This is a genomic window from Rhodopseudomonas palustris (genome assembly GCF_034479375.1).
Classification (GTDB): Bacteria; Pseudomonadota; Alphaproteobacteria; order Rhizobiales; family Xanthobacteraceae; genus Rhodopseudomonas; species Rhodopseudomonas palustris_M.
Genome location: NZ_CP140155.1, coordinates 5,073,525 through 5,098,545 on the forward strand (window position 1 = coordinate 5,073,525; position 25,021 = coordinate 5,098,545).

General features: G+C 66.4%; 22 protein-coding genes. 18 read left to right on the forward strand and 4 right to left on the reverse strand.

The window, feature by feature from the left end; all coding sequences use genetic code 11:
* The first annotated feature begins 285 nt into the window (after positions 1-285).
* From exbB to SR870_RS23070, 3 genes are read left to right on the forward strand one after another with little or no spacing between them, the layout of a single operon-like run.
* Positions 286-1,059, forward strand: a complete 774-nt coding sequence (gene exbB, locus SR870_RS23060) for a tonB-system energizer ExbB (protein ID WP_322515818.1) — start codon at positions 286-288, stop codon at positions 1,057-1,059.
* 3 nt (positions 1,060-1,062) lie between these two features.
* The gene (gene exbD / locus SR870_RS23065) at positions 1,063-1,503 is read left to right on the forward strand and encodes a TonB system transport protein ExbD (RefSeq protein ID WP_322515819.1); all 441 of its coding nucleotides are present in this window, start codon (positions 1,063-1,065) and stop codon (positions 1,501-1,503) included.
* On the forward strand, positions 1,500-2,372 hold the full coding sequence (locus tag SR870_RS23070) for a TonB family protein (RefSeq protein ID WP_322515820.1): 873 nt from the start codon (positions 1,500-1,502) through the stop codon (positions 2,370-2,372). Before exbD ends, SR870_RS23070 begins: the two co-directional genes overlap by 4 nt.
* Before the next feature lie 142 nt (positions 2,373-2,514).
* On the opposite strand, the gene SR870_RS23075 is transcribed toward SR870_RS23070, so the two are convergent.
* On the reverse strand, positions 2,515-4,023 hold the full coding sequence (locus tag SR870_RS23075) for an AMP-binding protein (RefSeq protein WP_322515821.1): 1,509 nt from the start codon (positions 4,021-4,023) through the stop codon (positions 2,515-2,517).
* 329 nt (positions 4,024-4,352) lie between these two features.
* Here SR870_RS23075 and SR870_RS23080 point away from each other — a divergent pair, with 329 nt between their 5' ends.
* The 6 genes from SR870_RS23080 to SR870_RS23105 all read left to right on the forward strand — a co-directional run bounded on the left by SR870_RS23080 (position 4,353) and on the right by SR870_RS23105 (position 8,690).
* Positions 4,353-5,576: a hypothetical protein gene (locus SR870_RS23080; RefSeq protein ID WP_322515822.1), complete on the forward strand. Its 1,224-nt coding sequence runs from the start codon at positions 4,353-4,355 to the stop codon at positions 5,574-5,576.
* A 23-nt stretch (positions 5,577-5,599) separates the two neighbouring features.
* Positions 5,600-6,211 carry a hypothetical protein gene (locus SR870_RS23085; protein ID WP_322515823.1) on the forward strand — a complete coding sequence of 204 codons (612 nt, stop codon included), beginning with the start codon at positions 5,600-5,602 and terminating at the stop codon, positions 6,209-6,211.
* Entirely contained in the window at positions 6,195-6,587 is a 393-nt protein-coding gene (locus SR870_RS23090) for a phage holin family protein (protein WP_322515824.1), read from the forward strand. Before SR870_RS23085 ends, SR870_RS23090 begins: the two co-directional genes overlap by 17 nt.
* Positions 6,584-7,309 (forward strand): hypothetical protein, encoded by a 726-nt coding sequence (locus SR870_RS23095; protein ID WP_322515825.1) that lies wholly within the window; start codon positions 6,584-6,586, stop codon positions 7,307-7,309. The genes SR870_RS23090 and SR870_RS23095 overlap by 4 nt, the downstream gene beginning before the upstream one ends.
* A 2-nt stretch (positions 7,310-7,311) precedes the next feature.
* Positions 7,312-7,476 carry a hypothetical protein gene (locus SR870_RS23100; protein WP_322515826.1) on the forward strand — a complete coding sequence of 55 codons (165 nt, stop codon included), beginning with the start codon at positions 7,312-7,314 and terminating at the stop codon, positions 7,474-7,476.
* A 383-nt stretch (positions 7,477-7,859) separates the two neighbouring features.
* A complete protein-coding gene (locus SR870_RS23105) occupies positions 7,860-8,690 on the forward strand; it encodes a YihY/virulence factor BrkB family protein (RefSeq protein WP_322515827.1) in 831 nt (276 codons plus the stop codon).
* Between the two features lie 275 nt (positions 8,691-8,965).
* On the opposite strand, the gene SR870_RS23110 is transcribed toward SR870_RS23105, so the two are convergent.
* On the reverse strand, positions 8,966-9,895 hold the full coding sequence (locus SR870_RS23110) for a response regulator transcription factor (RefSeq protein ID WP_322515828.1): 930 nt from the start codon (positions 9,893-9,895) through the stop codon (positions 8,966-8,968).
* A complete protein-coding gene (locus tag SR870_RS23115; protein WP_322515829.1) occupies positions 9,885-13,253 on the reverse strand; it encodes an ATP-binding protein in 3,369 nt (1,122 codons plus the stop codon). Before SR870_RS23115 ends, SR870_RS23110 begins: the two co-directional genes overlap by 11 nt.
* 160 nt (positions 13,254-13,413) lie before the next feature.
* Here SR870_RS23115 and urtA point away from each other — a divergent pair, with 160 nt between their 5' ends.
* The 7 genes from urtA (at position 13,414) to SR870_RS23150 (ending at position 20,579) form a co-directional block, all read left to right on the forward strand.
* Positions 13,414-14,676, forward strand: a complete 1,263-nt coding sequence (urtA, locus tag SR870_RS23120; protein WP_322515830.1) for an urea ABC transporter substrate-binding protein — start codon at positions 13,414-13,416, stop codon at positions 14,674-14,676.
* A gap of 204 nt (positions 14,677-14,880) precedes the next feature.
* A complete protein-coding gene (gene urtB, locus SR870_RS23125) occupies positions 14,881-15,807 on the forward strand; it encodes an urea ABC transporter permease subunit UrtB (RefSeq protein ID WP_322515831.1) in 927 nt (308 codons plus the stop codon).
* 11 nt (positions 15,808-15,818) lie between these two features.
* Complete coding sequence (urtC, locus tag SR870_RS23130; RefSeq protein ID WP_322515832.1) at positions 15,819-16,970, forward strand: urea ABC transporter permease subunit UrtC; 1,152 nt, start codon at positions 15,819-15,821, stop codon at positions 16,968-16,970.
* Positions 16,971-16,980: 10 nt separating this feature from the next.
* A complete protein-coding gene (gene urtD / locus SR870_RS23135) occupies positions 16,981-17,736 on the forward strand; it encodes an urea ABC transporter ATP-binding protein UrtD (RefSeq protein WP_322515833.1) in 756 nt (251 codons plus the stop codon).
* A 348-nt stretch (positions 17,737-18,084) separates the two neighbouring features.
* Positions 18,085-18,774: an urea ABC transporter ATP-binding subunit UrtE gene (gene urtE, locus SR870_RS23140; protein WP_322515834.1), complete on the forward strand. Its 690-nt coding sequence runs from the start codon at positions 18,085-18,087 to the stop codon at positions 18,772-18,774.
* A gap of 45 nt (positions 18,775-18,819) precedes the next feature.
* Positions 18,820-20,049, forward strand: a complete 1,230-nt coding sequence (gene fmdA / locus SR870_RS23145; protein ID WP_322515835.1) for a formamidase — start codon at positions 18,820-18,822, stop codon at positions 20,047-20,049.
* Positions 20,050-20,234: 185 nt separating this feature from the next.
* Positions 20,235-20,579 carry a zinc ribbon domain-containing protein gene (locus tag SR870_RS23150; protein ID WP_322515836.1) on the forward strand — a complete coding sequence of 115 codons (345 nt, stop codon included), beginning with the start codon at positions 20,235-20,237 and terminating at the stop codon, positions 20,577-20,579.
* A 164-nt stretch (positions 20,580-20,743) separates the two neighbouring features.
* Here the strand turns inward: SR870_RS23150 and cobS are convergent, their stop codons facing one another.
* Positions 20,744-21,544 carry an adenosylcobinamide-GDP ribazoletransferase gene (gene cobS, locus SR870_RS23155; protein WP_322515837.1) on the reverse strand — a complete coding sequence of 267 codons (801 nt, stop codon included), beginning with the start codon at positions 21,542-21,544 and terminating at the stop codon, positions 20,744-20,746.
* A gap of 511 nt (positions 21,545-22,055) precedes the next feature.
* Here cobS and hyfB point away from each other — a divergent pair.
* On the forward strand, positions 22,056-24,074 hold the full coding sequence (gene hyfB, locus SR870_RS23160; protein ID WP_322515838.1) for a hydrogenase 4 subunit B: 2,019 nt from the start codon (positions 22,056-22,058) through the stop codon (positions 24,072-24,074).
* Positions 24,065-25,021 carry a respiratory chain complex I subunit 1 family protein gene (locus SR870_RS23165; protein WP_322515839.1) on the forward strand — a complete coding sequence of 319 codons (957 nt, stop codon included), beginning with the start codon at positions 24,065-24,067 and terminating at the stop codon, positions 25,019-25,021. Before hyfB ends, SR870_RS23165 begins: the two co-directional genes overlap by 10 nt.

Consider the following 25,021-nt stretch of genomic DNA (forward strand, 5'->3'; position numbering starts at 1 on the left):
GCTCGCTGCGGCGACCGCAAACATCATCTGGCGCGGTGGAGCGCGCATATTCCGCGACGCGGCGTCTGCGGACGGCCGCTGGGCGGATTTTCGACGGCTTCCGGCCGGCTGCGCGGCTTTGAGGCAGAACAAACCGCGCGCCGCGTGATTGTGCGAAGGGCGTTGGGCGCGCCGGCAAGCGCCGGCCAGATTTGATTTTTTCGCCATGGCGATCCGTGCGATAGGTCGCGCGTCCAGAGCGTTTCCCAGCCGAAAGTGGATATGCCGCAGTTCCACGTTCCCCCGATGATCCGCCGCTCCGCATCGCTCGGCATTGTGGCCGGGGCGGTGCTGCTGATCGTGCCCGCAGGGGCCGAGGCGGCGGATGCGCTGGCGAACCTGCCGCGCGACCTGTCGCCCTGGGGCATGTTCACGAACGCCGACATCGTCGTGCAAGTGGTGATGGCCGGCCTCGTGGTCGCTTCGCTCGCGACCTGGACGGTGTGGCTGTCGAAGACGCTCGAACTGCGCCGCGAGACGGCGCGCGCCCGCGATGGGCTGGCGAAGCTCGAAGCCGACGTCACGCTGGCCGAACTGCGCAGCCCGGAGGAGGCACGCGACGCGGTGGCGCAACTGGTGCAGAGCGCGGCGCGCGAGGCGAGCCTGTCCGGCTGGACCTTCGACGATGATTTCAAGGAACGCGTGGCGCTGCGGCTGGAGCGGGTCGAGGCTGCGATGTCGCGCAAGATCACGCGCGGAACCGGCATTCTCGCGACCATCGGCGCGGTGGCGCCGTTCGTCGGCCTGTTCGGCACGGTGTGGGGCATCATGAATGCCTTCATCGGCATCTCGGAAGCGCACACCACCAATCTGGCGGTGGTGGCGCCGGGCATCGCCGAGGCGCTGCTCGCCACCGCGCTCGGCCTCGTCGCCGCGGTGCCGGCGGTGGTGATCTACAACTATCTGGTCCGCGGAATCGCCAATTATCGCGCGCTGCTCGGCGACGCCTCGGCGCAGGTGCTGCTGCTGGTCAGCCGCGATCGCGGCCGCTCGGCGCGGCTGATGGCGCGCGGAGGCTAGACGATGGGCGTGCGGCTCGGCGCGAGGCGGCGGCAGGGCGCCGAGGACGATCTCGCCGTCGCGCACGAGATCAACGTCACGCCGTTCATCGACGTGATGCTGGTGCTGCTGATCATCTTCATGGTCGCAGCGCCGCTCGCCACCGTCGATCTCGGCGTCGATCTGCCTGCCTCGACGGCTGCGCCGCAGCCGCGTCCGGACAAGCCGGTGTATCTCACGGTGCAATCCGACCTGACGCTGGCGATCGGCGAAACGATCATCGCCCGCGACGCGCTCGACGGCGCGCTGCACAGCGCGACGAACAACAACAAGGACGAGCGCATCTTTCTGCGCGCCGACAAGGCGGTGAGCTACGGCGAGCTGATGGCGGTGATGAATCTGCTGCGCAACGCCGGCTATCTCAAGATCGCGCTGGTCGGCCTCGACGGCCGGGACGCGCCATGAACGCGTTCGCGCTCCACGAGCCGACCGACAAGGGCCGCGCCTCGCAATGGGCGCTGTCGGCCGCCGCCATCGTCGCCGCACATCTGGGGCTGATCGTCGCCGCGGTCGCCTGGTATCAGCAGGCGTCGCCGCCCGGCGTCGAGATTCCGGCGATCATGGTCGACATGGCGCCGGCGCCGTCTGCGCCCGCCGTGCAGCCGCAGGATCTCGCGCCGGGTCCGCAGATGCAGCAGGCGAAGGCTGCGCCGGAGCCGGTCGCGCAGGATCAGCCGAAGCCCGAGCCGTCGCCGCCGGAGCCGGTGAAGCCGATCGCCGCGCAGCAGGCCGAGCCGTTGCCTGTCGCGCCGACGCCCGACGTCGTGCTGCCGCCGCCGGCCGAGACGCCGCCGGTCGCCGCCAAGGCGGAGCCGCAGACAAGCGAGCCGGTAAAGCGCGCTCAGCCGAAGCGCAAGCCGGAGCGCACCGAGCCGAAGCGGGCCACGCGCGAGCCGCCGGCGCCGCGCACCACGGCCGCGCCAAAAGCCGAGCGTCAGGCCGCGTTGCAATCGTCGCCGAACGCCGGCCGCGCCGCGGCGGCCGCCGCGCTGCCGTCCTATCGCGATCGGCTGGCCGCGCATCTGGCGCGCTTCAAGCAATATCCGTCGTCGTCGAAGGCCGCGGGCGAGACCGGCACCGCGATGCTGAAATTCACTGTGGGCCGCCACGGCGAGGTGCTCGGCAGCCGGCTGGCGCGTTCCTCTGGCCACACCGCGCTCGACGCCGAAACGCTGGCGATGATCCGCCGCGCCCAGCCGCTGCCGTCGTTCCCGCCGGAGATGACGCAGCCCTCGGCCAGTTTCACCGTGCCGGTGAATTTCTCGCTGCGGTGACTCTCGCGCGACGACACGTCACCTCATCCTGAGGTGGCCGCGTAGCGGCCGTCTCGAAGGATGAGATGGTGTCGCCCGTCCTTCGAGACGCGCGCCGGACGGCGCGCTCCTCAGGACGAGGTCGTGCGGAGATTAGTGGCTGCTACGTGCCGCCGTGCGCGGCCTTCACCGCAGCGCGGTCGATCGCGCCCTTGGCGTCTTTCGGCAGCGCGTCGACGAACACCACGTGCTTGGGCTTCTTGTAGCGCGCGATCAGCGAGCCGACGAAATCGGCGAGCGTCGCGGCGTCGATGCTCTGGCCGGGTTTGCAGACGCACACCGCCTTGATCGCCTCGCTCCATTGCGGATCGGGCACGCCGATCACCACGGCGTCGGCGATCGCCGGATGCTGCTTCAGCGCGCCTTCGACCTCGGCCGGATAGACGTTCTCGCCGCCGGTCTTGATCAGTTCCTTCTCGGGCGCGCGGCCGGCGTAGAACAGATAGCCGTCGGCGTCGAACTTCCCCATGTCGCCGGTATGGTGCCAGCCGTTGCGGAAGGCGTGCTGGGTCGCCGCCTCGTTGTTCCAGTAGCCTTTGAACACGGTCGGGCCGCGCAGCACGATCTCGCCGACCTCGCCCGCGGGCAGCGGCCGGTCCTCGGCATCCACCACCGCGACGCTGCGCCAGAACAGCGGCCGGCCCGCCGATCCCGGCCGGTCGCGATACGGCGCGAAGGTCGACAGGCCGGAGGTTTCGGACTGGCCGAAGGTCGCCCAGAACGTCGCATTGGGGCAGGTGGCTTCGAACCGCTCGATCGTCTGCGGCGTGTCGAGGCCGGTCACCGCGCGCAGGCTGTGCAATTGCTCCGGTTGCGCCTGGTCGAGAATGTTGCCGAGCATCGGCGCGAACTCGGCCATTATCGTCACCCGGTGCGCCTCGACGTCGCGCGCCGCCTGCGCCGGATCGAACTTCTCCGAAATCACGCTGGCGCCGCCGGCCTGCTGCAGCGTCAGCATTAGGCCGAGGCCGGTGACGTGGAACAGCGGCAGCATGCCGAGATTGACGTCGGCTTCGGTCAGCCGCCATGCGTCGATCAGCGAGCTCTGCGCGATCAAGAGATTGCCCTGCGAGATCAGCGCGCCGCGCGGTTTGCCGCCGACCGCGGCGGTGTGGATGATGACGAAGCCGTCGGCGGCGGCGACATCCGGCGGCACGAAGGCGTCGTCCGACGCGAGCTCGGCGAACGGCGCGAACGGGCCGGGATCGGCGCCGATCGCGAAGCTGCGCCTAACGCTTGCCAGCGACGGCTGCAGCCCGGCGACGATGTCGCGATAGTCGGCGCCCGCGATCAGTACGGTCGGCGCGCCGTCGCCGAGCACGAAGGCGATCTCGTCGGCGTTGAGCCGATAGTTCACCGGCAGTAGGATCGCGCCGATCAGCGCCACCGCGCCGATCAGCTCGACCATCTCCGGGCAGTTTTGCGACAGGATTGCAACACGGTCGCCGGGCTGGACGCCTGCGTGCAGCAGGCCGGCGGCCAGCCGCTCGATCCGGGCGAGGTAATCGCGGTGGGTGATGTGGACGCCATCGAAGATGAAGGCGGTTCGGTCCGGAAACAGCGCCGCGTTGCGGCGATAGACGTCGCCCAGGGTGAAGTCGTGAAGCGCCATGCATTTCCCCCTTATTTGGCTTCAGCCGGGGTCGCCCGGTCGGCCCGATTGATGTGCCCGATCGCCGAGTCGGCGGTCAGGACCATCAACCTTGTAGCGAAGTTCGGCCCCGGAGGGACATCGAAACCTCGGGCGGGTCGCGGGAGCGCGCTACGCCCTGCGGGGTTGCCGGACGGAGCGGAGAGGATAGGAGATATTTCGTCGCACCAGCCGAGGGCGGCGTCTTCCGCTTCCGGCCGCGGGGGGCCATTTGAAGTGATGAATGTACCGCGACTGAGGAACATCGCCAGCTCTATCGAGTTGGACGCTCACAACTTCTGGAGGAACCGATGGCGCACGACGCTCGAACCCTGGACGAGATCCGACGCGATACCGAACGCGCCCGGGCTGGATTGACGGAAACCGTCGGCGAATTGCGGGCGACCGTGGCCGACACCGCGACCGATCTGCGCGAGCGCTACTCGCCGCAGGCGATCAAGGACGACGTCACCAGCTACATCAAGACCCGCGGCGAGGATCTGGCCGACAAGGTCAGCTACAGCATCCGCAACAATCCGGTGCAGGCCGTGGCGGTCGGCGCGACGCTGGCCTATCCGCTGTGGAAGATCGTTCGCGCGATTCCGACCCCGGTGCTGATGGTCGGCGCCGGCCTGTATCTCGCCGGCACCAAGTCGGGCCAGCAATTGACGCAGCGCGCGTCTGACGCGGCGGTCGATCTCGCCGGTGACGTCGAACGCCAGGCCCGTGCCTTCGGCGCCGATGCGGCCGACACCGTCGAGGCCGCCAGAGATTACGCGACCGGCGCGCTGCAGGCCGCGGGCGAAGCGGCCAGCAGCCGGGCCAATGAATTTCGGCGGGCCGCGTCGACAACGGCCGCAGAGCTGAAGCACAAGGGCGAGGAATTCGGCCGCACCGTCTCGTCGCAGACCGACGAACTCGGCCGAACCGCGGCGGCAGCCGGCGGGGCTTTCGCGGGCGAGGTGGACGACGTCGCCAACCGCGGGGCCGGGATCGCGGGCGCCGTGACGGATACGCTGCGCGACACTGCCGCCTCGGTCCGGGACACCGCCACATCGATGCGCGAGAGCGCGACGGATGCGGCCGTCCGGCTCCGCGACAAAGTCGGTGAGACTGCCGATGCGGGATTGCACGCCGCCGCGCGCGCGCGTGATCGCGCTGCCGACATGGGCCAGCGCGCCGGAAAGACCTTTACCGAAACTGTCAGCGCCCATCCGTTGCTCGTCGCCGGCGCCGGCCTCATCATCGGCGGCCTGATCGCCAGTGCGATCCCGCGACTGCGCGCCGAGAAGCAGATGTTCGGCGGCGCCAGCCGTCGGATGCGCGAGCAGGCCGAGGAAACGGCGACGCGCGCCGTCGGCGCGGTGAAGCAGAAGGGCCGCGAGGTCTATGAGAGCGCGGTCAATGCCGCCGAAGACGAGGGGCTGACGCGCGAGAATATCGGCGGACAGGTTCACGATCTCGGCGACCGCGCCCGCAAGGTTGCCGATGCCGCGGTCTCGACCTTCGAGGCACCATCGCAGAACAAGCATTGAGAGACAGGGACGGAGATCCAATCATGGCCGAACAGTTCGAGAAGACAGGGAATGGCGCTGGCGGCACGCGGTCGCAGCCGGTGAAGGCGGTAAAGAAGGAAGCAGAGACCATGGCGGGTCAGGCAACGGACGCGGGGCGCGGCATCAAGGACCGGGTCGTGGGTCTTGCTGAAGAATCGGTCGACGCCGCGCGCGCCAAGGCCGAAGATCTGGCCGGCGCCGCCAGGGAGTTCGCCTCCGAAGCCGGCGAGACGATCAAGGAACGCGCCAACGCACAGCGCGAGGCCGGGGCCGATTACATCGGCGGCATCGCCGACGCCATCCGGCGTGCGTCGCGGGAGTTCGACAACGACATGCCGATCGCCGGCGTCTACATGCGCAAGGCGGCCAGCAAGGTCGAGGAGATTTCCGATACCGTGCAGCGCGGAGATATTTCCGATCTGGTGCAAGGTGTGCAGGATTTCGCCCGCCGGCAGCCCACCGCGTTTCTCGGCATTGCGGTGCTCGCGGGGTTCGGCGCGGTGCGCTTCCTGAAGAGTTCGTCGTCGGACGCGGAGCCGTCCTATCGTGCGACCTCGGCCGACGCCGCCGCGGACGACGACAACCGGAGATATCGTGATGACTTCACCAAATAATCGATCGATTCCCGAGCTGTTCGGCGATGCGTTCAATCAGTTCGCCAAGCTGATCAGCAACGAGTTCGATCTCGCCCGCGCCGAGATGGCCGACAAGGTCGGCCAGGTCGGGCGAGCAGCGGCGATGATGGGGGCGGGGGCGGTGATCCTGATCCCCGGTCTTGTCGTGCTGCTGTTCGCGCTCGCCGCGCTGCTGGTCGAGAACGGATTTTCGCAGTCGGTCGCTTTTCTGATCACGGGCGGCGGCACCATCGTGGTCGCCGCGGCGCTGATCGGCATCGGTTTCAGCCGGTTGTCGCCCGATTCGCTGAAGCCGAACATGACGATCGAGCAATTGCAGCGCGACAAGGTCGCGGCGAAGGAGATGGTCCAGTGAACGATCGATCCGATCAGGGCAAAGTGATGCCCTTCATTCACGATCTCGGCGACGCCATGCGTCGCAACCCGGTGTCGACGGCGCTGATCGGCATGGGTGTGCTGTGGCTGTTCACCGGCGGCAAAGCCAAAGAGCGCGCCGCGAGCTTGGCGCACAGCACCGGGCTCGATCGTGTCCCCGACGCGGCGTCGGGTGTGATCGATGCCGGACGTGCAGCGATGCACGACGTCAGGGATCGCGTCAGCGAAACCGTCGCCGATGTCGGCGAGCGCGCCGCCAGTGCGATGCATAGTGTCCAAGACAGCGGCGCTGCCGCACTCGACCGCGCCAGCGATTTCGGACGGCAGATTCCGGAAACCGGGGCCGAGCTGTTCGGCGCGGCGCGAACCCGTATGACCGATCTGTTCAACGAGCAGCCGCTGATGCTCGGCGCGCTGGGCGTGGCGATCGGCGCGGGGATCGCGGCGTCGCTGCCGTCCACCAAGGTCGAGGCGGAGCTGTTCGGCGAAACCAGCGACGAGTTCAAGGCGCAGGCGCGCGGCTACGTGGATCACGCCCAGGAGCGGGTCAGCGCCGCGGCGCGCGATGCGGTCGATGCCGCGACCGAGGAAGCGCGGCGACAGGGTCTGACGCCCGAGGGCGTGATGTCCGCCGCCGGCGAGGTCGGCCAGAAAGCCAAGCGCGTGGCGGATGCGGCCGAAGACAATCTGCGTCTGGAATGATCATGGCAGATACCGACGACAAGGCGCCCTCGGACCGACCCGGCGACGCGATGAAGAGCGGCACCAAGGAGCCCTGGAACAAGCCGAACCAGAGTTCGCAGACCACCTCCCAGCCGTCGCCCGACAAGCCGGACCTGGAGCGTTGGCAGGACAGCAAGACGCACTGAGCTGCACGGCAGGCGGCCGGAGAGACCCCGGCCGCTCATCGCCGTTCGACAGCCGCCGCCGGCCGCGAACCGTCGGGATGGAGCGAACTCGTCACGAGTGAGCTGCTACGGGTGAGTGACAACCAATGACGACAACGCGGTCTGGATTTTTCGCTTCACTGGCGTTGGTCGCGGCCGCAGGCGCTGTTCGCGGAGTCGTCGGCGGCGACGCCCGCTCCGAAACTCGCACATCCGGTTTGAAGCACGGGTCCCGGCTGCCTCCGGCGGGGTCCGAACCACCTCGCGGCGCTGACGGATCGCCGGCAGAGACACCCGATCCTTCGGCGCCGCCAATTCGCGGGGCGTCTCCGCTTTCGATCCTGCGCCTGCAGTGGAAGGGCTTCTTGCGCGGCACCTATGAGCGCATCAACGACGACCGGCTGCTGCTGGTGGCCGCGGGCGTGGTGTTCTACGGGCTGCTGGCGCTGTTTCCCGGCATCACCGCACTGGTGTCGTCCTACGCGCTGTTCACCAACGGCGAAACCATCAGGGCGCATCTTCAGCAACTCGCCGCCGTCGTGCCGGAGGGGACCTATTCGGTGATCGAGGATCAGGTCAGCCGCGTCCTCGCCAATGGCGAAACCAGGCTCGGAGTGGCGTTCCTGTCCAGCCTCGCGCTGGCGCTGTGGAGCGTCAATGGCGGCGTCAAGGCGGTGATCGACGCGCTGAACGTGGTCTACGACAAGCAGGAGAGCCGCAGCTTCATCAAGCTCAACGCGGTGTCGCTGGGCTTCACCATCGGTGCCCTCGTGGCGGTGCTGTCGGCGATCGGCCTGGTGATCGCGACTCCGATCGCGCTGTCGATGATCGGGATGGAGGGCCAGGGCGCGGTGCTGATCGGCTACGGTCGCTGGCCGCTGCTGGCGCTGCTCACCTTCGCCGGGCTGGCGGTGCTGTATCGCCACGCGCCCGATCGCGACACGCCGCGATGGCGCTGGGTGCTGCCGGGCTGTGTGTTCGCGACGATCACCTGGATCGTCGGTTCGGCGCTGCTGTCTTATTACCTCGGCAATTTCGCCAATTACGACGCCACCTACGGCTCGCTCGGCGCCGCCATCGGCTTGATGATCTGGATGTGGATGACCGCGATCGTGGTGCTGGTGGGCGGCGAACTCAACGCCGAGATCGAAACGCAGGCCGGCGGCCGCCGCAGGCTGCGGTCGGCCACGCGCTAATCGGCACGTCATTCTGCCAGAGCGTTTCATCGATTGATTGAAGCGGTATGGCCCTTGCCAGATGCACTGCCCCCTCATCCTGAGGAGCCCGGCGAAGCCGGGCGTCTCGAAGGATGGGGCGACAGATGATGGCCGGCGGCGTATGGATCGAGACGGCGCTTTCGCGCCTCCTCACCATGAGGTTGTGCCTGCGGCGAGTATCCCTGAACGCCAATCTGATTCCATCGGAGACAGAACGGCTCTGGTCCGTCGGCGGCGCAGCGTGTCGCGTTGGGTCAGGAATCCCGCCGGCTGGCGCTGGTGGCGATCGCTGCGGCCGCGGTGCGGTTCTCGACGCCGAGCTTGGCGTAGATCTGCTCGAGATGCTTGTCGACGGTGCGCGGGCTGAGCCCCAGAATCTGTGCGATGTCGCGATTGGTCTTGCCCTTGGCGAGCCACGCCAGCACTTCGCTTTCGCGGCTGGTGAGGCCGAACTCCGCGCTGAACTCCGTCGCCGACTCGGTCGAGGTGTCGCGCGCCAGCCGCAGCAGGAATTCATTGGGGCCGAGTTTGCCCATATATTGCAGCCGCAATTCGTCGTTGCGTAGCAATGATGCCTTCATCGGCGTCTTCGGCTGGGCGAGGCCGCTGTGCACCTGCTCCAGCCAGTCGAGCCAGGGCTTCGGCAGATCGAGCCGGAAGCCTTCGGCCGAGGCGCCGTCGGCGGCGAGCAGCTTCTGCGCCTGCGGCGTCGCCCACAGCACCTTGCCGACGCGATCGACCGCGAGCAGGAAGCGGCCCGACACGTCGAGCGCGGCGCGCGCGCTCTGGCTCAGCCGCGCATTGCCGAGATGCACGCGGATCCGCGCCAGCATTTCGACGATCACGATCGGCTTGGTGACGTAGTCGACGCCGCCGGCCTCCAGGCCGCGGACGATGTGTTCGCTTTCGGCGAGCCCGGTCATGAAGATCACCGGCACGTCGGACACCGCCGGATTGCGCTTCAGCCGGCGACAGGTCTCGAAGCCGTCGAGTCCGGGCATGATCGCGTCGAGCAGGATGATGTCGGGCGTGATCTGCTCGACGATCCGCATCGCCGCGGCGCCGTCGAGCGCGACCATCACGGTCATGCCGGCGCCGTCGAGCGCGTCGGTCAGCATCCGCAGCGTCTCCGGCGAGTCGTCGACGACGAGCACGATATCGCGCTTTTTCAGATCATTGGTCATGGCGATACAGCGTGTTCAGGGTCTTCATGTACTGGTCGAGGTCGAATTGCTCGACCAGCGCGCGCATCTGCGACACGAACGTCCCCGATTCCGGATAGTCGTTGTCGATCTGATCGAGCTTGGATTCGATGCCGCGGATGTAGCCGATCTTGCCGAGCTCGATCAATTCCTCGACGTGCTGCATCGGCGGACTCTGCATATCGCCGCTCGCCGCCGGCGTCTCGGGCGTCTGGCCTTTGTAGATCCATTCTATCTTGAGCAACTGGCCGATCTGTTCGAGCAGCCGCGGGATGTCGACCGGCTTCATCAGATAGCCGTCGTGGAACGGCTGCGCCAGCGGCGCGCCGTGCGCCTCGATCGCGCTCGCCGACACCATCAGGATGCGGGCGTGGTGATGGCCGTTGGTGCGCAACGTCTCGGCCACCGTCCAGCCGTCCATCCCGGCCATCGAGATGTCGAGCAGGAACAGATCGGGCTGGCAGTGCTCGGCGAGACTGACGCAGGTGTAGCCGTCCGGCGCGCTGAGCACGATGAAGCCGAGCGGCGCCAGCAATTCCTGCAGCAGATTGCGCTGGGCCGGGTCGTCGTCGGTGATCAGGATGGTCTTGCGCGGGCCGTGATAGCCGAGGATCGGCGCCCGGATGGCGCGGGTGCGGGTCGGATTGGTGACCTCCGACAACAGCAGCTTGACGCGGAAGGTCGAACCCTGGCCGAGCGTGCTGGTGACGCTGAGATCGCCGCCCATCACGCCGGCCAGCAGCTTGCTGATCGTCAGCCCGAGCCCGGTGCCGGTGTGCGGCTGCGACACGCCGAGCGCGCCGCGCTCGAACGGCGCGAAGATCCGCTCGAGGTCGTCGGCGTGGATGCCCGGCCCGGTGTCGCGTACTTCGAGCTCGGCCACCGGGTTGCGATAATGCACGATGAAATGCACGCTGCCTTCTTGCGTGAACTTGATCGCGTTGGACAGCAGGTTGATCAGCACCTGGCGCAGCCGCTTTTCGTCGGCATAGACCACCGGCGGCAGATATTGCGGGCGCTTGAACACGAAGTCGACGTCCTTGGCGGCCGCCTGCAGCCGGAACATGCCGACGAGCTGATCCAGGAACTCGCCGAACCGCACCTCGTCGCGCGACAGATACAGCCGGCCGGCCTCGATCTTGGAAATATCCAGCAGCCCGTCGATCAGCCCGGAGAGGTGATCGGCGCTGCGCCGCATCAGCCGAATCTGGTCGCGCGGGCGCGGCGGCAGGCTGGCGTCCTGTTCGAGCAATTGCGCGTAGCCGCTGATGGCGTTGAGCGGCGAGCGCAGCTCGTGGCTGAGGCCGACGACGTAGCGGCTCTTGGCGAGATTGGCCGATTCGGCGACCTCCTTGGCGCGCTGCAGCTCGGCGTCGGTCTGGCGATGCGCGTCGATCTCCTGCATCAGCAGCGTGGTCTGCCACCGCGTCTCCGCCTCGGCGGCCTGCCGGCTCTGCCGCGCCAGCACGAACAGCCAGGTCACCACGCCGATGATGATCGTCAGTGCGAAGAACAGCTTCCAGAGAATTTCCGCCAGCAGGATCTGCTGCGCGTCGGTGGCGGGTGCGGCCTGCAGATAGATCATCATCAGCGTCAGGCCGACCAGCCCCGCCGACACCATGAAGACGCTGAGATAGTGCCCAACCTGCGAATTGAGCAGCGCATGGACGCGCTGCGGCAGCAGCTTGCCGAGCGTGTCGGCGAACTGCGCGTCGAACCGCGCGTGCGGCTTGCACAGATCGTGGCAGCGGGCGTCGAGCGAGCAGCACAGCGAGCAGATCGGCCCCGCATAGGCCGGGCAATGCGCCATGTCCTCGGGCTCGAACGAATGCTCGCAGATGCAACACTTGATCGCCGGCAGGTTCTGCCACGAACGCTTCGGCTTGCGCGCGATATAGAACCGGCCGCGGGTGAGGATCGCGATCGCCGGCGCGGTGACGAACGCCACCAGCAACGCCACGAACGGCGCCAGCGCCTTCGCGGTCGGCCCGAACACGCCGTAGAACGCGGTGATCGACATCACCGTGGCGATCGCCATCGAGCCGACGCCGACCGGGTTGATGTCGTAGAGATGCGCGCGCTTGAATTCCATCTGCCGCGGCCGCAGGCCCAGCGGCCGGTTGATGACCAGATCCGCCACCAGGGCGCCGACCCAGGCGATCGCGACGTTGGAATACAGCGCCAGCGTCTGTTCCAGCGCCTTGTAGACGCCGATCTCCATCAGCAGCAGCGCCACCAGCACGTTGAACACCAGCCAGACGACGCGGCCGGGATGGCTGTGGGTCAGCCGCGAGAAGAAGTTCGACCAGGCGATCGAGCCCGCATAGGCATTGGTGACGTTGATCTTGATCTGCGACAGCATCACGAACGCGCCGGTCAGCGCCAGAGCGAGTTCCGGCTGCGCCAGCACGTAGCGGAACGCCTCGCGATACATATGCGACGGCTCCGCCGCATCCTCCATGTCGAGGCCGTGGCTCAGCGCGAAATAGGCCAGGAACGAGCCGGCCAGCAGCTTGATCGCGCCCGGCACGATCCAGCCCGGCCCGGCGCTGATCATCGCCGTCCACCACGCCGCCTTGGAGGTGCGGCGGTCGCGCGGCAGGAAGCGCAGGAAATCGACCTGCTCGCCGATCTGCGCCACCAGCGCGAACACCACCGAGGCGGCGGTGCCGAACAGCAGCAGGTCGAGATGCCCGTCGGGGCTGCCGTGCGCGCCGGCGAATTCGGTCCAGCCCGCGAAGGATTCCGGACTCTTGATCGCGATCGCCGCGAACGGCAGGATGTGCAGCAGGATCCAGAACGGCTGGGTCCAGAGCTGAAACCGGCTGATCAGCGTGATGCCGTGCGTCACCAGTGGAATGATCACCACGGCGCTGAACAGATAGCCCAATGCCAGCGGCAGGCCGAAGCATAGCTCCAGCGCCTTGGCGAGAATAACAGCCTCGATCGCGAAGAAGATGAACGTAAATGAGGCATAGATCAGCGACGTGATCGTCGATCCGATATAGCCGAATCCGGCGCCACGCGTGAGCAAGTCTATATCGACGCCACACCTGGCTGCATGATAGGCAATCGGCAGGCCGCAGCAGAAGATGATCACGCTGACGACGAGGATCGCCGCGGTGGCGTTGGTGACGCCGTAATTCAGCGTGATGGTGCCGCCGATCGCTTCCAGCGCGAGGAACGAGATGGCGCCGAGCGCGGTGTTGGCGACCCGCAGCGCCGACCAGCGTCGCGCGCTCTTGGCGGTGAAGCGCAGCGCATAGTCCTCGAGCGTCTGGTTGGCGACCCATTGATTGTACTGGCGCCGAACGCGGTCTATGCGCTGCCGCCCAACCACGCGCTTCTCCTTGTTGTTCGTCTCGCTTTGTTGCGTGGAAAAATCTACGTCGCGATCTTGCGATGCAACATACGTGATCTTGCGTATCGGTACAGCCGAAAATTTCGCCGATCGTTTGCCCCGACTGCACACGCGTCCAAACAACACGAAGGGGTAGTTCATGGCAGACGACAAAGACCAGGGCCTTCACTCGCCGTTCCGGCGCAAGCTTCTGATGGGGATGGCGGCCATTCCGGCGATGACGATGCTGCCGCGCACGTCGTTCGCCCAGGCGCCGGCGACCTCGGTCGTCAACACCACCGGCCTCGCCGTGACCGATACCGAGGTCACCGTCGGCATCCTGCACTCGGTGACGGGCACGATGGCGATCTCCGAGACCGGCTCGGTGCAGGCCGAGAAGCTCGCGATCGAGCAGATCAACGCCGCCGGCGGCGTGCTCGGCCGCAAGATCAAGTACATCCAGGAAGACGGCGCCTCCGACTGGCCGAACTTCGCCGAGAAGGCCAAGAAGCTTCTCGTCAACGACAAATGCGCCGCCGTGATGGGCTGCTGGACCTCGGCCTCGCGCAAGGCGGTGCTGCCGGTGTTCGAGCAGTACAACGGCATGCTGTACTACCCGACCTTCTACGAAGGCCTCGAGCAATCCAAGAACGTCATCTACACCGGCCAGGAAGCCACCCAGCAGATCATCGCCGGCCTCGATTGGGTCAACAAGACCAAGAACGCCAAGAGCTTCTATCTGCTCGGCTCCGACTACATCTGGCCGCGCACCTCCAACAAGATCGCGCGCAAGCACATCGAGAACCATCTGAAGGGCTGCAAGGTCGTCGGCGAAGAGTACTTCCCGCTCGGGCACACCCAGTTCAACTCGGTGATCAACAAGATCAAGCTGACCAAGCCGGATGTGATCTACGCGATCATCGTCGGCGGCTCCAACGTCGCGTTCTACAAGCAGCTCAAGGCGGCCGGCATCGACCTGTCGAAGCAGACGCTGTTGACGATCTCGGTGACCGAGGACGAAATCGACGGCATCGGCGGCGAGAACATCGCGGGCGCGTTCGCCTGCATGAAGTACTTCCAGTCGCTCGACAATCCGAACAACAAGGAATTCGTCGCCGCGTTCAAGAAGATGTGGGGCGAGAAGACGGTGATCGGAGACGTCACCCAGGCTGCCTATCTCGGCCCGTGGCTGTGGAAATTGACCGTCGAGAAGGCCGGCTCGTTCGACATCGACAAGGTGGCGGCGGCCTCGCCCGGCGTGGAATTCAAGGGCGCGCCGGAAGGCTACGTTCGCGTCCACGAAAACCACCATCTTTGGTCGAAAACCCGCGTCGGCAAAGCCAAGCTCGATGGCCAGTACGAGCTGGTCTACGAGACCGCCGACCTGGTCGAGCCCGATCCGTTCCCGAAGGGCTATCAGTAAGCGTCGGCAGACGCTTCCACACACACTCCGCGTCATGCGCGGGCAATAGCGCGAAGCGCGTCTTCGCAAAGCTGCCCGCGCATCCATCACTCTTCGCGGAAGATGGATCGCCGGGTCGAGCCCGGCGATGACGGCCGGAATGTGTGGCGGCGGCGCCGGCAAACACCGCGTCCGGATCACTTCAACTAGCAGGGGCCAGCCTCCATGTTCGGCGATTATTCCATTGGCGATCTCGGCGCGATCTTCGCGATGCAGGGCTTCGCGGGTCTGATCCTGTTCTCGGTCTATGTGCTGATGGCGCTCGGGCTGGCGATCATCTTCGGCCAGATGGGCGTCATCAACATGGCGCATGGCGAGTTCATGATCCTCGGCGCCTACGTCACCTGGATGACGTCGAACGCCTTCCAGGCCTATCTGCCGTCGCTGTTCCCCGGCTACTTCTTCGTCGCCATGATCTTGGCCTTCATCGCCGCAGGCGCGCTCGGCATGCTGGTCGAATGGGGACTGATACGCCATCTCTACAAGCGCCCGCTGGATACGCTGCTGGCGACCTGGGGCCTCAGCCTGATCCTGCAGCAGGCCTATCGGTCGATCTTCGGCGCGCGCGAGGTCGGCGTCGAGCTGCCGCAATGGATGCTCGGCTCCAAGCAGATCACCGACACAATCGAGGTGCCGATCAACGGCATCTTCGTGATGTGCCTGACCTTCCTGATCACCGCGGCCGTCGCCTATGTGATGTACAAATCGCGCTGGGGCCGCCAGGTCCGCGCCGTGGTGCAGAACCGGGTGATGGCCGGCGCCGTCGGCATCAACACCGAGAAGGTCGACCGCTACACCTTCGGGCTCGGCTGCGGCATCGCCGGCATCGCCGGCAGCGCCTTCACCATGATCGGCTCGACCGGGCCGACCTCGGGCCAGCTCTACATCGTCGACACCTTCCTGGTCGTGGTGTTCGGCGGCGCGGCGAGCCTGTTCGGCACCATCGCATCGGCCTTCAGCATCTCGCAGGCGCAGTCGACCATGGAGTTCTTCATGTCCGGCTCGATGGCCAAGGTGCTGACCCTGCTCGCCATCGTCGCGATCCTGATGATGCGTCCGCAAGGCCTGTTCGCCCTCAAGGTTCGCAAATAGGAGTCATCGACATGGAAAGCCCGCGCTTTCTCAGCCGCTCCGACCTGATCGGTCTCGCCGCGCTCGCTCTGCTCCTGGTCGTCATCCTGCCGCTGTCGCTGGATGTCTTCCGCCTGAACCTGGTCGCGAAATATCTGACTTACTCGTTCGTGGCACTCGGTCTGGTGCTGTGCTGGGGGTTCGGCGGCATCCTCAGCCTCGGGCAGGGGGTTTTCTTCGGCCTCGGCGGCTACGGCATGGCGATGTATCTGAAGTTGGAGGCGTCCAGCGTCGCCAACACCAAGATCCAGTCCACGCCCGGCATCCCGGATTTCATGGACTGGAACCAGATCACGCAACTGCCGCTGTTCTGGCAACCGTTCCACAGCCTGACGCTGACGATCCTCGCGATCCTGATCGTGCCGACGGTGTTCGCCTATCTGATCGGCGCGGCGATGTTCAAGCGGCGCGTCGGTGGCGTCTATTTCGCGATCATCACCCAGGCGATCGCCGCGATCCTGACCATCCTGATCATCGGCCAGCAGGGCTACACCGGCGGCATCAACGGCATCACCGATCTGCGCACCCTCAAGGGCTGGGACATCCGTCCCGACCACGCCAAGGTGGTGCTGTACTTCGTCGAGGTCGCGTTCCTGTTCGGCTGCATTCTGCTGGCGCTGTTCGTCCGCCACGCCAAGCTCGGCCGCATCCTGGTGGCGATGCGCGAGAAGGAGGACCGGGTGCGGTTCTCCGGCTACAGCGTCGCCAATTTCAAGATCTTCGCGTTCTGCCTCGCGGCGATGTTCGCGGCGATCGGCGGCGCGATGTTCACCCTCAATGTCGGGTTCATGTCGCCGTCCTTCGTCGGCATCGTGCCGTCGATCGAGATGGTGATCTACACCGCGGTCGGCGGCCGGCTGTCGATCTTCGGCGCGGTCTACGGAACGCTGCTGGTCAATTTCGCCAAGACCAGCCTGTCGGAATCGTTTCCGCAGCTCTGGCTGTTCGGGCTCGGCGCGCTGTTCATCGCGGTGGTGCTGATTTTCCCGAACGGTCTCGCCGGAATCTGGCGCGATCACGTCCAGCCGCTGATCGACAGGCTGATCAGCAAACGCAAATCCGGATCGGATCACAGCAACGGCAAATCGTTCGGCCCGATCGCCGACGGCACACCGGCGGAATGAGGAGGTGACCATGCTGATCGGCCATCAACAACCCGACTTCCTGCTGGCGGTGGAAGGGCTCACCGTCTCCTTCGATGGTTTCAAGGCGGTCAACGATCTGTCGTTCTATGTCGAGGAGAACGAGATCCGGGTGATCATCGGCCCCAACGGCGCCGGCAAGACCACGGTGCTCGACCTGATCTGCGGCAAGACCAAAGCGACGTCCGGCGCGATCCACTTCCGCGGCAAGGACCTCACCAAGATGAAGGAGAACCAGATCGTCCAGGCCGGCGTCGGCCGCAAGTTCCAGACGCCGTCGATCTACGAGGACCTCACGGTGTTCGAGAATCTGGAGATCTCCTATCCGCAGGGCCGCTCGGTGTTCGGTGCGCTGACGTTTCAGCGCACGCCGACGGTGCGCGAACGCGTCGAGGAAGTCGCCGAGGCGATCTTCCTGAAGGACAAGCTCGGCCAGAGCGCCGATTTGCTCAGCCACGGCCAGAAGCAGTGGCTGGAGATCGGCATGCTGCTGATCCAGGACCCGGACCTCTTGATGCTCGACGAGCCGGTCGCCGGCATGAGCGTGTCCGAGCGCGTCAAGACCGCCGAGTTGCTGCACACCATCATCAAGGATCGCTCGGTGCTGGTGATCGAGCACGACATGAAGTTCGTCGAGGACATCGCCCACAAGGTCACCGTGCTGCACCAGGGCCAGATCCTGTCGGAAGGCACCATGGACGTCGTCAAGAACGACCCCAAGGTCATCGAAGTCTATCTGGGCCACTAGGAGGTTGCTGATGCCCACCGCCTCTCCCCCGTCATTGCGAGCGAAGCGAAGCAATCCAGCTCCGAGCACGGAGCCTCTGGATTGCTTCGTCGCTGAGCCTGTACTCGGACGACGCGAAGCGTCGATCCGGGTGCTCCTCGCAATGACGAAAGCGTTTCGACGAAGCGCAGCTTCACCTCTCCCCGCGTGCGGGGAGAGGTCGACCGGCGGCGCGCAGCGCGGCCGGTCGGGTGAGGGGGCGTCTCGCCACGGCCGAGCCTCTGCGACTCGCGGAGGCGCCCCCTCACCCCGACCCTCTCCCCGCGCGCGGGGAGAGGGAGCCCGCCGTCACGGCTAGAGGAGATCCCGATGCTCGCTATCAACGATCTGCACGTCGCCTACGGCCAGAGCGAGGTGCTGCACGGGCTCAACATCGACGTCGCGCCGAACGAGATCGTCGCGATCATGGGCCGCAACGGCATGGGCAAGACCACGCTGATGAAATCGCTGATGGGCATCATCCCGCAGCGCTCGGGCTCGATCTCGATGGAGGGCGCCGAGCTCGGCGGCCTCAAGAGCTACGAGCGCGTCGCCAAGGGGCTGGCTTACGTGCCGCAGGGCCGGATGATCTTCTCGACCATGACGGTGAAGGAGAACATCGAGACCGGCCTCGTCGTGTCCGGCGAAAAGGATGTGCCGGGCGATCTCTACGAGCTATTTCCGGTGCTGCTGGAGATGAAGAGCCGCCGCGGCGGCAACCTCTCCGGCGGCCAGCAACAGCAGCTCGCGATCGCCCGCGCGCTCGCCACCAAGCCGAAAGTGCTGCTGCTCGACGAGCCGACCGAAGGCATCCAGCCGTCCATCATCAAGGACATGGCCCGCACCCTGAAGCGAATCCGCGACACCAAGGGCCTGTCGATCATCGTCTCCGAGCAGGTGCTGAGCTTCGCGCTCGACGTCGCCGACCGGGTGCTGGTGATCGAGAACGGCGAGATCGTCCGCGACGAGGCGCGCGACAGCGTCGATGAGGCGCAGGTCGCGAAATATCTGTCCGTCTGAGTCCGTCTATCCAACCAAGTCCACTGGTCACAAGGGGAGCATCCGATGCCAGAGACACTGATCAAGGTCGATCTCACGCAGTCCGCTTACGACAACGAGATGGTCCACAACCGCTGGCACCCGGACATTCCGATGGCGGCGTGGGTCAATCCCGGCGACGATTTCATCGTCGAGACCTACGACTGGACCGGCGGCTTCATCAAGAACAACGATTCCGCCGACGACGTCCGCGACATCGATTTGTCGATCGTGCACTTCCTGTCCGGTCCGATCGGCGTCAAGGGCGCCGAGCCCGGCGATCTTCTCGTCGTCGACCTGCTCGACGTCGGCCCGATGAAGGAGAGCCTGTGGGGCTTCAACGGCTTCTTCTCCAAGCAGAACGGCGGCGGCTTCCTCACCGATCACTTCCCGCTGGCGCAGAAGTCGATCTGGGACTTCAAGGGCATGTACACCTCGTCGCGCCACATCCCGGGCGTGAACTTCGCCGGCCTGATCCATCCCGGCCTGATCGGCTGTCTGCCCGATCCGAAGCTGCTGGCCACCTGGAACGAGCGCGAGACCGCGTTGATCGCCACCAACCCGACCCGCGTGCCCGGCCTCGCCAATCCGCCGTTCGGGCCGACCGCGCATATGGGCAAGCTCACCGGCGACGACAAGGCGAAAGCGGGAGCGGAAGGCGCCCGCACCGTGCCGCCGCGCGAACACGGCGGCAATTGCGACATCAAGGATCTGTCGCGCGGCTCCAAGATCTACTTCCCGGTCTATGTGCCGGGCGGCGGCCTGTCGATGGGCGACCTGCATTTCAGCCAGGGCGACGGCGAGATCACCTTCTGCGGCGCCATCGAGATGGCCGGCTGGCTGCACATCAAGGTCGACATCATCAAGGACGGCGTGTCGAAATACGGCGTCAAGAATCCGATCTTCAAGCCGTCGCCGGTGACGCCGAACTACAAGGATTATCTGATCTTCGAGGGCATCTCGGTCGACGAGCAAGGCCAGCAGCATTATCTCGACGTCACCGTCGCGTATCGCCAGGCTTGTCTCAATGCCATCGAGTATCTGAAGAAGTTCGGCTACTCCGGCGCCCAGGCCTATTCGATCCTCGGCACCGCGCCGGTGCAGGGCCACATCTCCGGCGTCGTCGACGTCCCCAACGCCTGCGCCACGCTGTGGCTGCCGACCGAGATCTTCGACTTCGACATGATGCCGTCGTCGGCCGGGCCGGTCAAACACATCAAGGGCGACATCCAGATGCCGATCTCGCAGGACAAGTAACGAGAAAGTTCGTCATTGCGAGCGAAGCGAAGCAATCCAGAGCGCCGTGCACTGAGCTGGATTGCTTCGTCGCTTCGCTCCTCGCAATGACGGCGGTGTTCCCTGCGCGAAGGGAGCGGGACGGTGCGGTTCATCTGCCCCGCTTCCATCGCCGGGACCAAATCGTCAGCGCAAGGGAAACGACGATGCCAGTTTATGAATACATGTGCGACGCCTGCGGGCCGTTCACCGACATGCGGCCGATGTCGGAATACGAGGAGCCGCAGCCGTGCCCGGTGTGCGAGACCTCGTCGCCGCGGGTGATTCTCACCGCGCCGAATTTTTCCTGCATGCCGGCGTCGCAGCGCAATGCGCACGCCACCAACGAGAAGAGCAGGAACGCGCCGATGAGCGTCGGCGAATACAAGGCCAAGCACGCGCCGGGCTGCGGCTGCTGCTCCGGCCTGAAGAAGCCGGCGCGGCTGCAGACCCGCACCAGGAGCGGCGCCAAGGGCTTTCCGACGGCGCGGCCGTGGATGATCAGCCACTGATCAGCGCGCGGCCCGTCAGCGGCCCACGACTCCGTCATGGCCGGGCTCGTCCCGGCCATCCACGTTCTCGGGCGCCGCGAGGCCGCATTCGTGGATGCCCGGGACGAGCCCGGGCATGACGGCGGGGTGGAGACGGAGCGGGCGGACTAATCTCAGGGAACTAACTAATTCCCCGCCAGCACCGCGGCCACCCCCAGCAGAAACCCGATCTCGAACATCTGCTCGGTGGCGCCGAGAACGTCGCCGGTGTAGCCGCCGAGCAGCCGCTTCGCCCATGAGGCGATCGTCGCGGCCAGCGCCGCGCCGAAGCCGAGGCCGGTGATCAGCGCCAGCGGCGACACCAGCAGCAGCGGCAATGCGGCCAGGGCGACGGTGACCAGCACCAGCACCCACTCGTCCTTGCGCATCGGCTCTTCGGCGTAGCTGACCTTCATGCCGCTGACGTCGCCGGCGTAGGACAGCTTGCGCTTGACGAATCCGGGCGTCGCGCGCGCGGCGGCGTGGCAGGCGACCAGGGTGGCGAGCGCGGCCCACAGCGGCAGTTGCGCCAGCGCCATGGCGCGCAGCGCGACGTCGAGGCCGAGCGCCAGGCCGCCATAGGTGCCGAGCCTCGAGTCCTTCATGATCTCCAGCCGCTTCGCCACCGACCAGCCGCCGCCGAAACTGTCGAAGGTGTCGGCGAGGCCGTCCTCGTGCATCGCGCCGGTGACGATGACCGAGGCGGCGACCGCCAGCAGCGCGGCGAGTCCGGGGCCGAACAGCGAATTGCCGATCAGGAACACCAGCGCGGAGATCACACCGATGCCGACGCCGGTGATCGGAAAGAACGTCATCGCGCGCGTCAGCCAGTCCGGTTCCGGTGCGCGGTCGGAATCCGGCACCGGCAGGATGGTCAGGAAGCGAATCGCGTCGAGCAGTTGCGCGAGGGTCGGCGTTCGCCGGGCGGGCTGGGAATCGTCGGACATGGCGGTCCTTTGCGGGGAGAGCTTTACTGCGCGCCGCAACCCGCCGTGGTCAACCGCGACCTTGGCCATTGTCTTCGGGCCATTGTCTTCGGGCCATGGGCGCTCAGGCGGTGCCGAGCGGCGCGAGGCCACGCCATGCGAGGGAACTCGAGCCGGGATAAACCCGGATCGAGGCAGGTGGCGGAGTCGGCGAGACCCGAATGGGTCATGCAGATATGATGTTTGAAACATCATTTATGCATATCAAAAATAGATGATTGATAGACCTGCTGCAGTTCGGGTAACTAGATCGTCATGCGCTGCGGCCGCTCCGGACCGCGGCGAACCCACGACTTGCCGAACGCGCGAGGCGGTGCTTCGCTTCGCCTATCGCGTCGGCGCAGCGGCCATGATGAAATGAGGTCGAACCCGATGCGAATGGGGCACGATCGCGGATGATGTCTCCGGCGCCCAATCGCGTGCCGACTTCGGTCGCGCGTCGCCTTGCGCGCGCGGTGCGGGTGCGCGGCTGATGGTCGAGCTCGCCGTCCAGCTCTGGTGCGTCGCTGCGCTGCTCGCGATCGCGGTCGCCGCCGTGCCGCTGAGCCGCAAGCCCCGCCTCGCCACCGCGATCATCTATTCGGCGACGCTGGTCGCCTGCGCGATCGCCACCGCCAGCGCGCTGACCTGGCTGCTGCTGCATGCGGACGCCGCCGCCGAGCGCACGCTGCCGATCGGGCTGCCCTGGCTCGGCGCGCATCTGCGGCTCGATGCGCTGGCGGCGTTCTTTCTCGTCGTGGTCAATCTCGGCGGCACGCTGGCGAGCCTGTATGCGCTCGGCTATGGCCGCCACGAACACGCGCCGCATCGGGTGCTGCCGTTCTATCCGGCGTTTCTCGCCGGCATGAACATGGTGGTGCTTGCCGCCGACGCGTTCTCCTATCTGCTGAGCTGGGAGTTCATGTCGCTGGCGTCGTGGGCGCTGGTGATGACGCATCATCGCGATCCCGCCAATCGCCGCGCCGGCTATGTCTATCTGCTGATGGCGAGCTTCGGCACGCTGGCGCTGCTGCTCGCCTTCGGCCTGCTCGCGGGCGCCGCCGGAAACTACGATTTCGCCGCGATCCGCGCCGCGCAGCACGCGCCGTGGATCGCGACGCTGGTGCTGATCCTGCTGCTGTTCGGCGCCGGCTCCAAGGCCGGACTGGTGCCGTTGCACGTCTGGCTGCCGCTGGCGCATCCGGCGGCGCCGAGCCACGTCTCGGCGCTGATGAGCGGCGTGATGACCAAGGTCGCGGTCTACGGCTTCATCCGCGTGGTGTTCGATCTGCTCGGCACGCCGGACTGGTCGACCTCCGGGATCGTGCTGGCGCTCGGCGGCATCACGGCGGCGCTCGGCATTCTTTATGCGCTGATGGAGAAGGACCTGAAGCGGCTGCTGGCCTATTCGACGATCGAGAATGTCGGCATCATCTTCGTCAGCCTCGGCCTGGCGCTGGCGTTCCAGGCCAATCATCAGCCGCTGCCGGCGGCGCTGGCCTTCACCGCGGCGCTGTTCCACGTGCTCAACCATTCGCTGTTCAAGAGCCTGCTGTTCTTCGGCGCCGGCGCGGTGCTGAGTGCCACCGGCGAGCGCGACATGGACAAGCTCGGCGGACTGATCCACCGCATGCCGTTCACCAGCGTGGTGTTCCTGATCGGCTCGATCGCGATCTCGGCGCTGCCGCCGTTCAACGGCTTCGTCTCCGAATGGCTGATCTTCCAGGCGGTGCTGCAGAGCCCGCAACTGCCGCAATGGGGCCTGAAAATTCTGGTGCCGGCGGTCGGCGGCTTGATGGCGCTGGCCGCGGCTCTGGCGGCGGCGTGTTTCGTCAAGGCCTATGGCGTGACGTTCCTCGGCCGGCCGCGCGGCCCGGCGACGCTGGCTGCGAAAGAGGTCGATCGCTTCTCGCTCGCCGCGATGGCGATCCTCGCCGCGTTGTGCCTGCTCGCCGGCGTGCTGCCCGGCATGGTGATGGACGCTTTGGCGCCGATCGCTACCGAGATCCTCGGCAGCCGGCTCGCGCCGCAGAGCGGAATGGCGTGGCTGTCGATCGTGCCGATCGCGCAGAGCCACAGCTCCTATAACGGCCTCCTGGTCGCGGTGTTCATCGCGGTGTCGGCGTCGCTGTCGTTCGTGGCGATCCGGCTGTTCTCCTCCGGCGCGGTGCGGCGCGGGCCGGCCTGGGGCTGCGGCTTCACCGATCCGGCGCCGCTGGCGCAATATTCGGCGGCCGGCTTCGCGCAGCCGATCCGCCGGGTGTTCGGCACGCTGATCTTCCGCGCCCGCGATCACGTCACCATGCCGCCGCCCGGCGACACCGCCCCGGCGCGGCTGCGGATCGAACTGCACGACCAGATCTGGGAGCGGATCTATGCGCCGCTCGCCGGCGGCATCATGGCGGCGTCGGTGCGTCTCGACAGGATGCAGCTCCTCACCATCCGCGGCTATCTCAGCCTGGTGTTCGCCACCCTCGTCACGCTGCTGCTGGTGCTCGCGATATGGACCTGATCGCCGACATCGCCGTGCAGGGCGTGCAGATGCTGCTGGTGTTCCTGCTGGCGCCGCTGCTCACCGGCTTCATCCGCAAGGTCAAGGCGCGGCTGCAGCGCCGCCGCGGCCCGTCGCTGCTGCAGCCCTATCGCGATCTGGTCCGGCTGCTGCGCAAGGAAGTCGTGCTCGCCGACAACGCCTCCTGGCTGTTCCGCGCCGTGCCCTACGTCACCTTCGCGGCGATCTGGGTCGCCGCCGCGCTGGTGCCGACCTTCGCCACCGGGCTGTTGTTCAACTGGACCGCGGATCTGATCGTGATCGTCGCGCTGCTCGGCACCGCGCGGTTCTTCCTCGCGCTCGCCGGCATGGATGTCGGCACCTCGTTCGGCGGCATCGGCTCGTCGCGCGAGGTGATGATCGCCGCATTGGCCGAGCCGGCGATGCTGATGATCGTGTTCTGCGTTGCGCTGGTCGCGGGCACCACGCATCTGTCGACCGTTGCCAATTACATCGCCTCGACCGCGGTCGGCCTGCGCGTCTCGCTCGGCCTCGCCATGATCGCGCTGGTGATGGTGGCGCTCGCCGAGAACGCCCGCATTCCGATCGACAATCCCTCGACCCACCTCGAACTCACCATGGTGCACGAGGCGATGATCCTGGAATATTCCGGCCGGCATCTGGCGCTGATCGAATACGGCGCGCAGCTCAAGCTGCTGCTCTACGTCTCGCTGATCGTCTGCCTGTTCTATCCCTGGGGCATCGGCGTGTTCGGCGCCGGCCCCGTGGCCTATCTGGCCGGCGCGGCGCTGTATCTGTTCAAGATCACCGTCGCCGGTTTCCTGCTCGCGGTGTTCGAGACCGCCACCGCCAAGATGCGGGTGTTCCGCGTGCCGCAATTCCTCGGCGCCGCCCTGATGCTCGGTCTGCTCGGCACGCTTCTTCTCTTTGTCTCGAAGGGGCTGTAG

Bases quoted from the DNA above. Each gene is read 5' to 3' on its own strand.
- exbB (WP_322515818.1), top strand. From the start codon at position 286: ATGATCCGCCGCTCCGCATCGCTCGGCATTGTGGCCGGGGCGGTGCTG.
- exbD (WP_322515819.1), top strand. From the start codon at position 1,063: ATGGGCGTGCGGCTCGGCGCGAGGCGGCGGCAGGGCGCCGAGGACGAT.
- SR870_RS23070 (WP_322515820.1), top strand. From the start codon at position 1,500: ATGAACGCGTTCGCGCTCCACGAGCCGACCGACAAGGGCCGCGCCTCG.
- SR870_RS23075 (WP_322515821.1), bottom strand. From the start codon at position 4,023: ATGGCGCTTCACGACTTCACCCTGGGCGACGTCTATCGCCGCAACGCG.
- SR870_RS23080 (WP_322515822.1), top strand. From the start codon at position 4,353: ATGGCGCACGACGCTCGAACCCTGGACGAGATCCGACGCGATACCGAA.
- SR870_RS23085 (WP_322515823.1), top strand. From the start codon at position 5,600: ATGGCCGAACAGTTCGAGAAGACAGGGAATGGCGCTGGCGGCACGCGG.
- SR870_RS23090 (WP_322515824.1), top strand. From the start codon at position 6,195: ATGACTTCACCAAATAATCGATCGATTCCCGAGCTGTTCGGCGATGCG.
- SR870_RS23100 (WP_322515826.1), top strand. From the start codon at position 7,312: ATGGCAGATACCGACGACAAGGCGCCCTCGGACCGACCCGGCGACGCG.
- SR870_RS23110 (WP_322515828.1), bottom strand. From the start codon at position 9,895: ATGACCAATGATCTGAAAAAGCGCGATATCGTGCTCGTCGTCGACGAC.
- urtA (WP_322515830.1), top strand. From the start codon at position 13,414: ATGGCAGACGACAAAGACCAGGGCCTTCACTCGCCGTTCCGGCGCAAG.
- urtB (WP_322515831.1), top strand. From the start codon at position 14,881: ATGTTCGGCGATTATTCCATTGGCGATCTCGGCGCGATCTTCGCGATG.
- urtC (WP_322515832.1), top strand. From the start codon at position 15,819: ATGGAAAGCCCGCGCTTTCTCAGCCGCTCCGACCTGATCGGTCTCGCC.
- urtD (WP_322515833.1), top strand. From the start codon at position 16,981: ATGCTGATCGGCCATCAACAACCCGACTTCCTGCTGGCGGTGGAAGGG.
- urtE (WP_322515834.1), top strand. From the start codon at position 18,085: ATGCTCGCTATCAACGATCTGCACGTCGCCTACGGCCAGAGCGAGGTG.
- fmdA (WP_322515835.1), top strand. From the start codon at position 18,820: ATGCCAGAGACACTGATCAAGGTCGATCTCACGCAGTCCGCTTACGAC.
- SR870_RS23150 (WP_322515836.1), top strand. From the start codon at position 20,235: ATGCCAGTTTATGAATACATGTGCGACGCCTGCGGGCCGTTCACCGAC.
- cobS (WP_322515837.1), bottom strand. From the start codon at position 21,544: ATGTCCGACGATTCCCAGCCCGCCCGGCGAACGCCGACCCTCGCGCAA.
- hyfB (WP_322515838.1), top strand. From the start codon at position 22,056: ATGGTCGAGCTCGCCGTCCAGCTCTGGTGCGTCGCTGCGCTGCTCGCG.
- SR870_RS23165 (WP_322515839.1), top strand. From the start codon at position 24,065: ATGGACCTGATCGCCGACATCGCCGTGCAGGGCGTGCAGATGCTGCTG.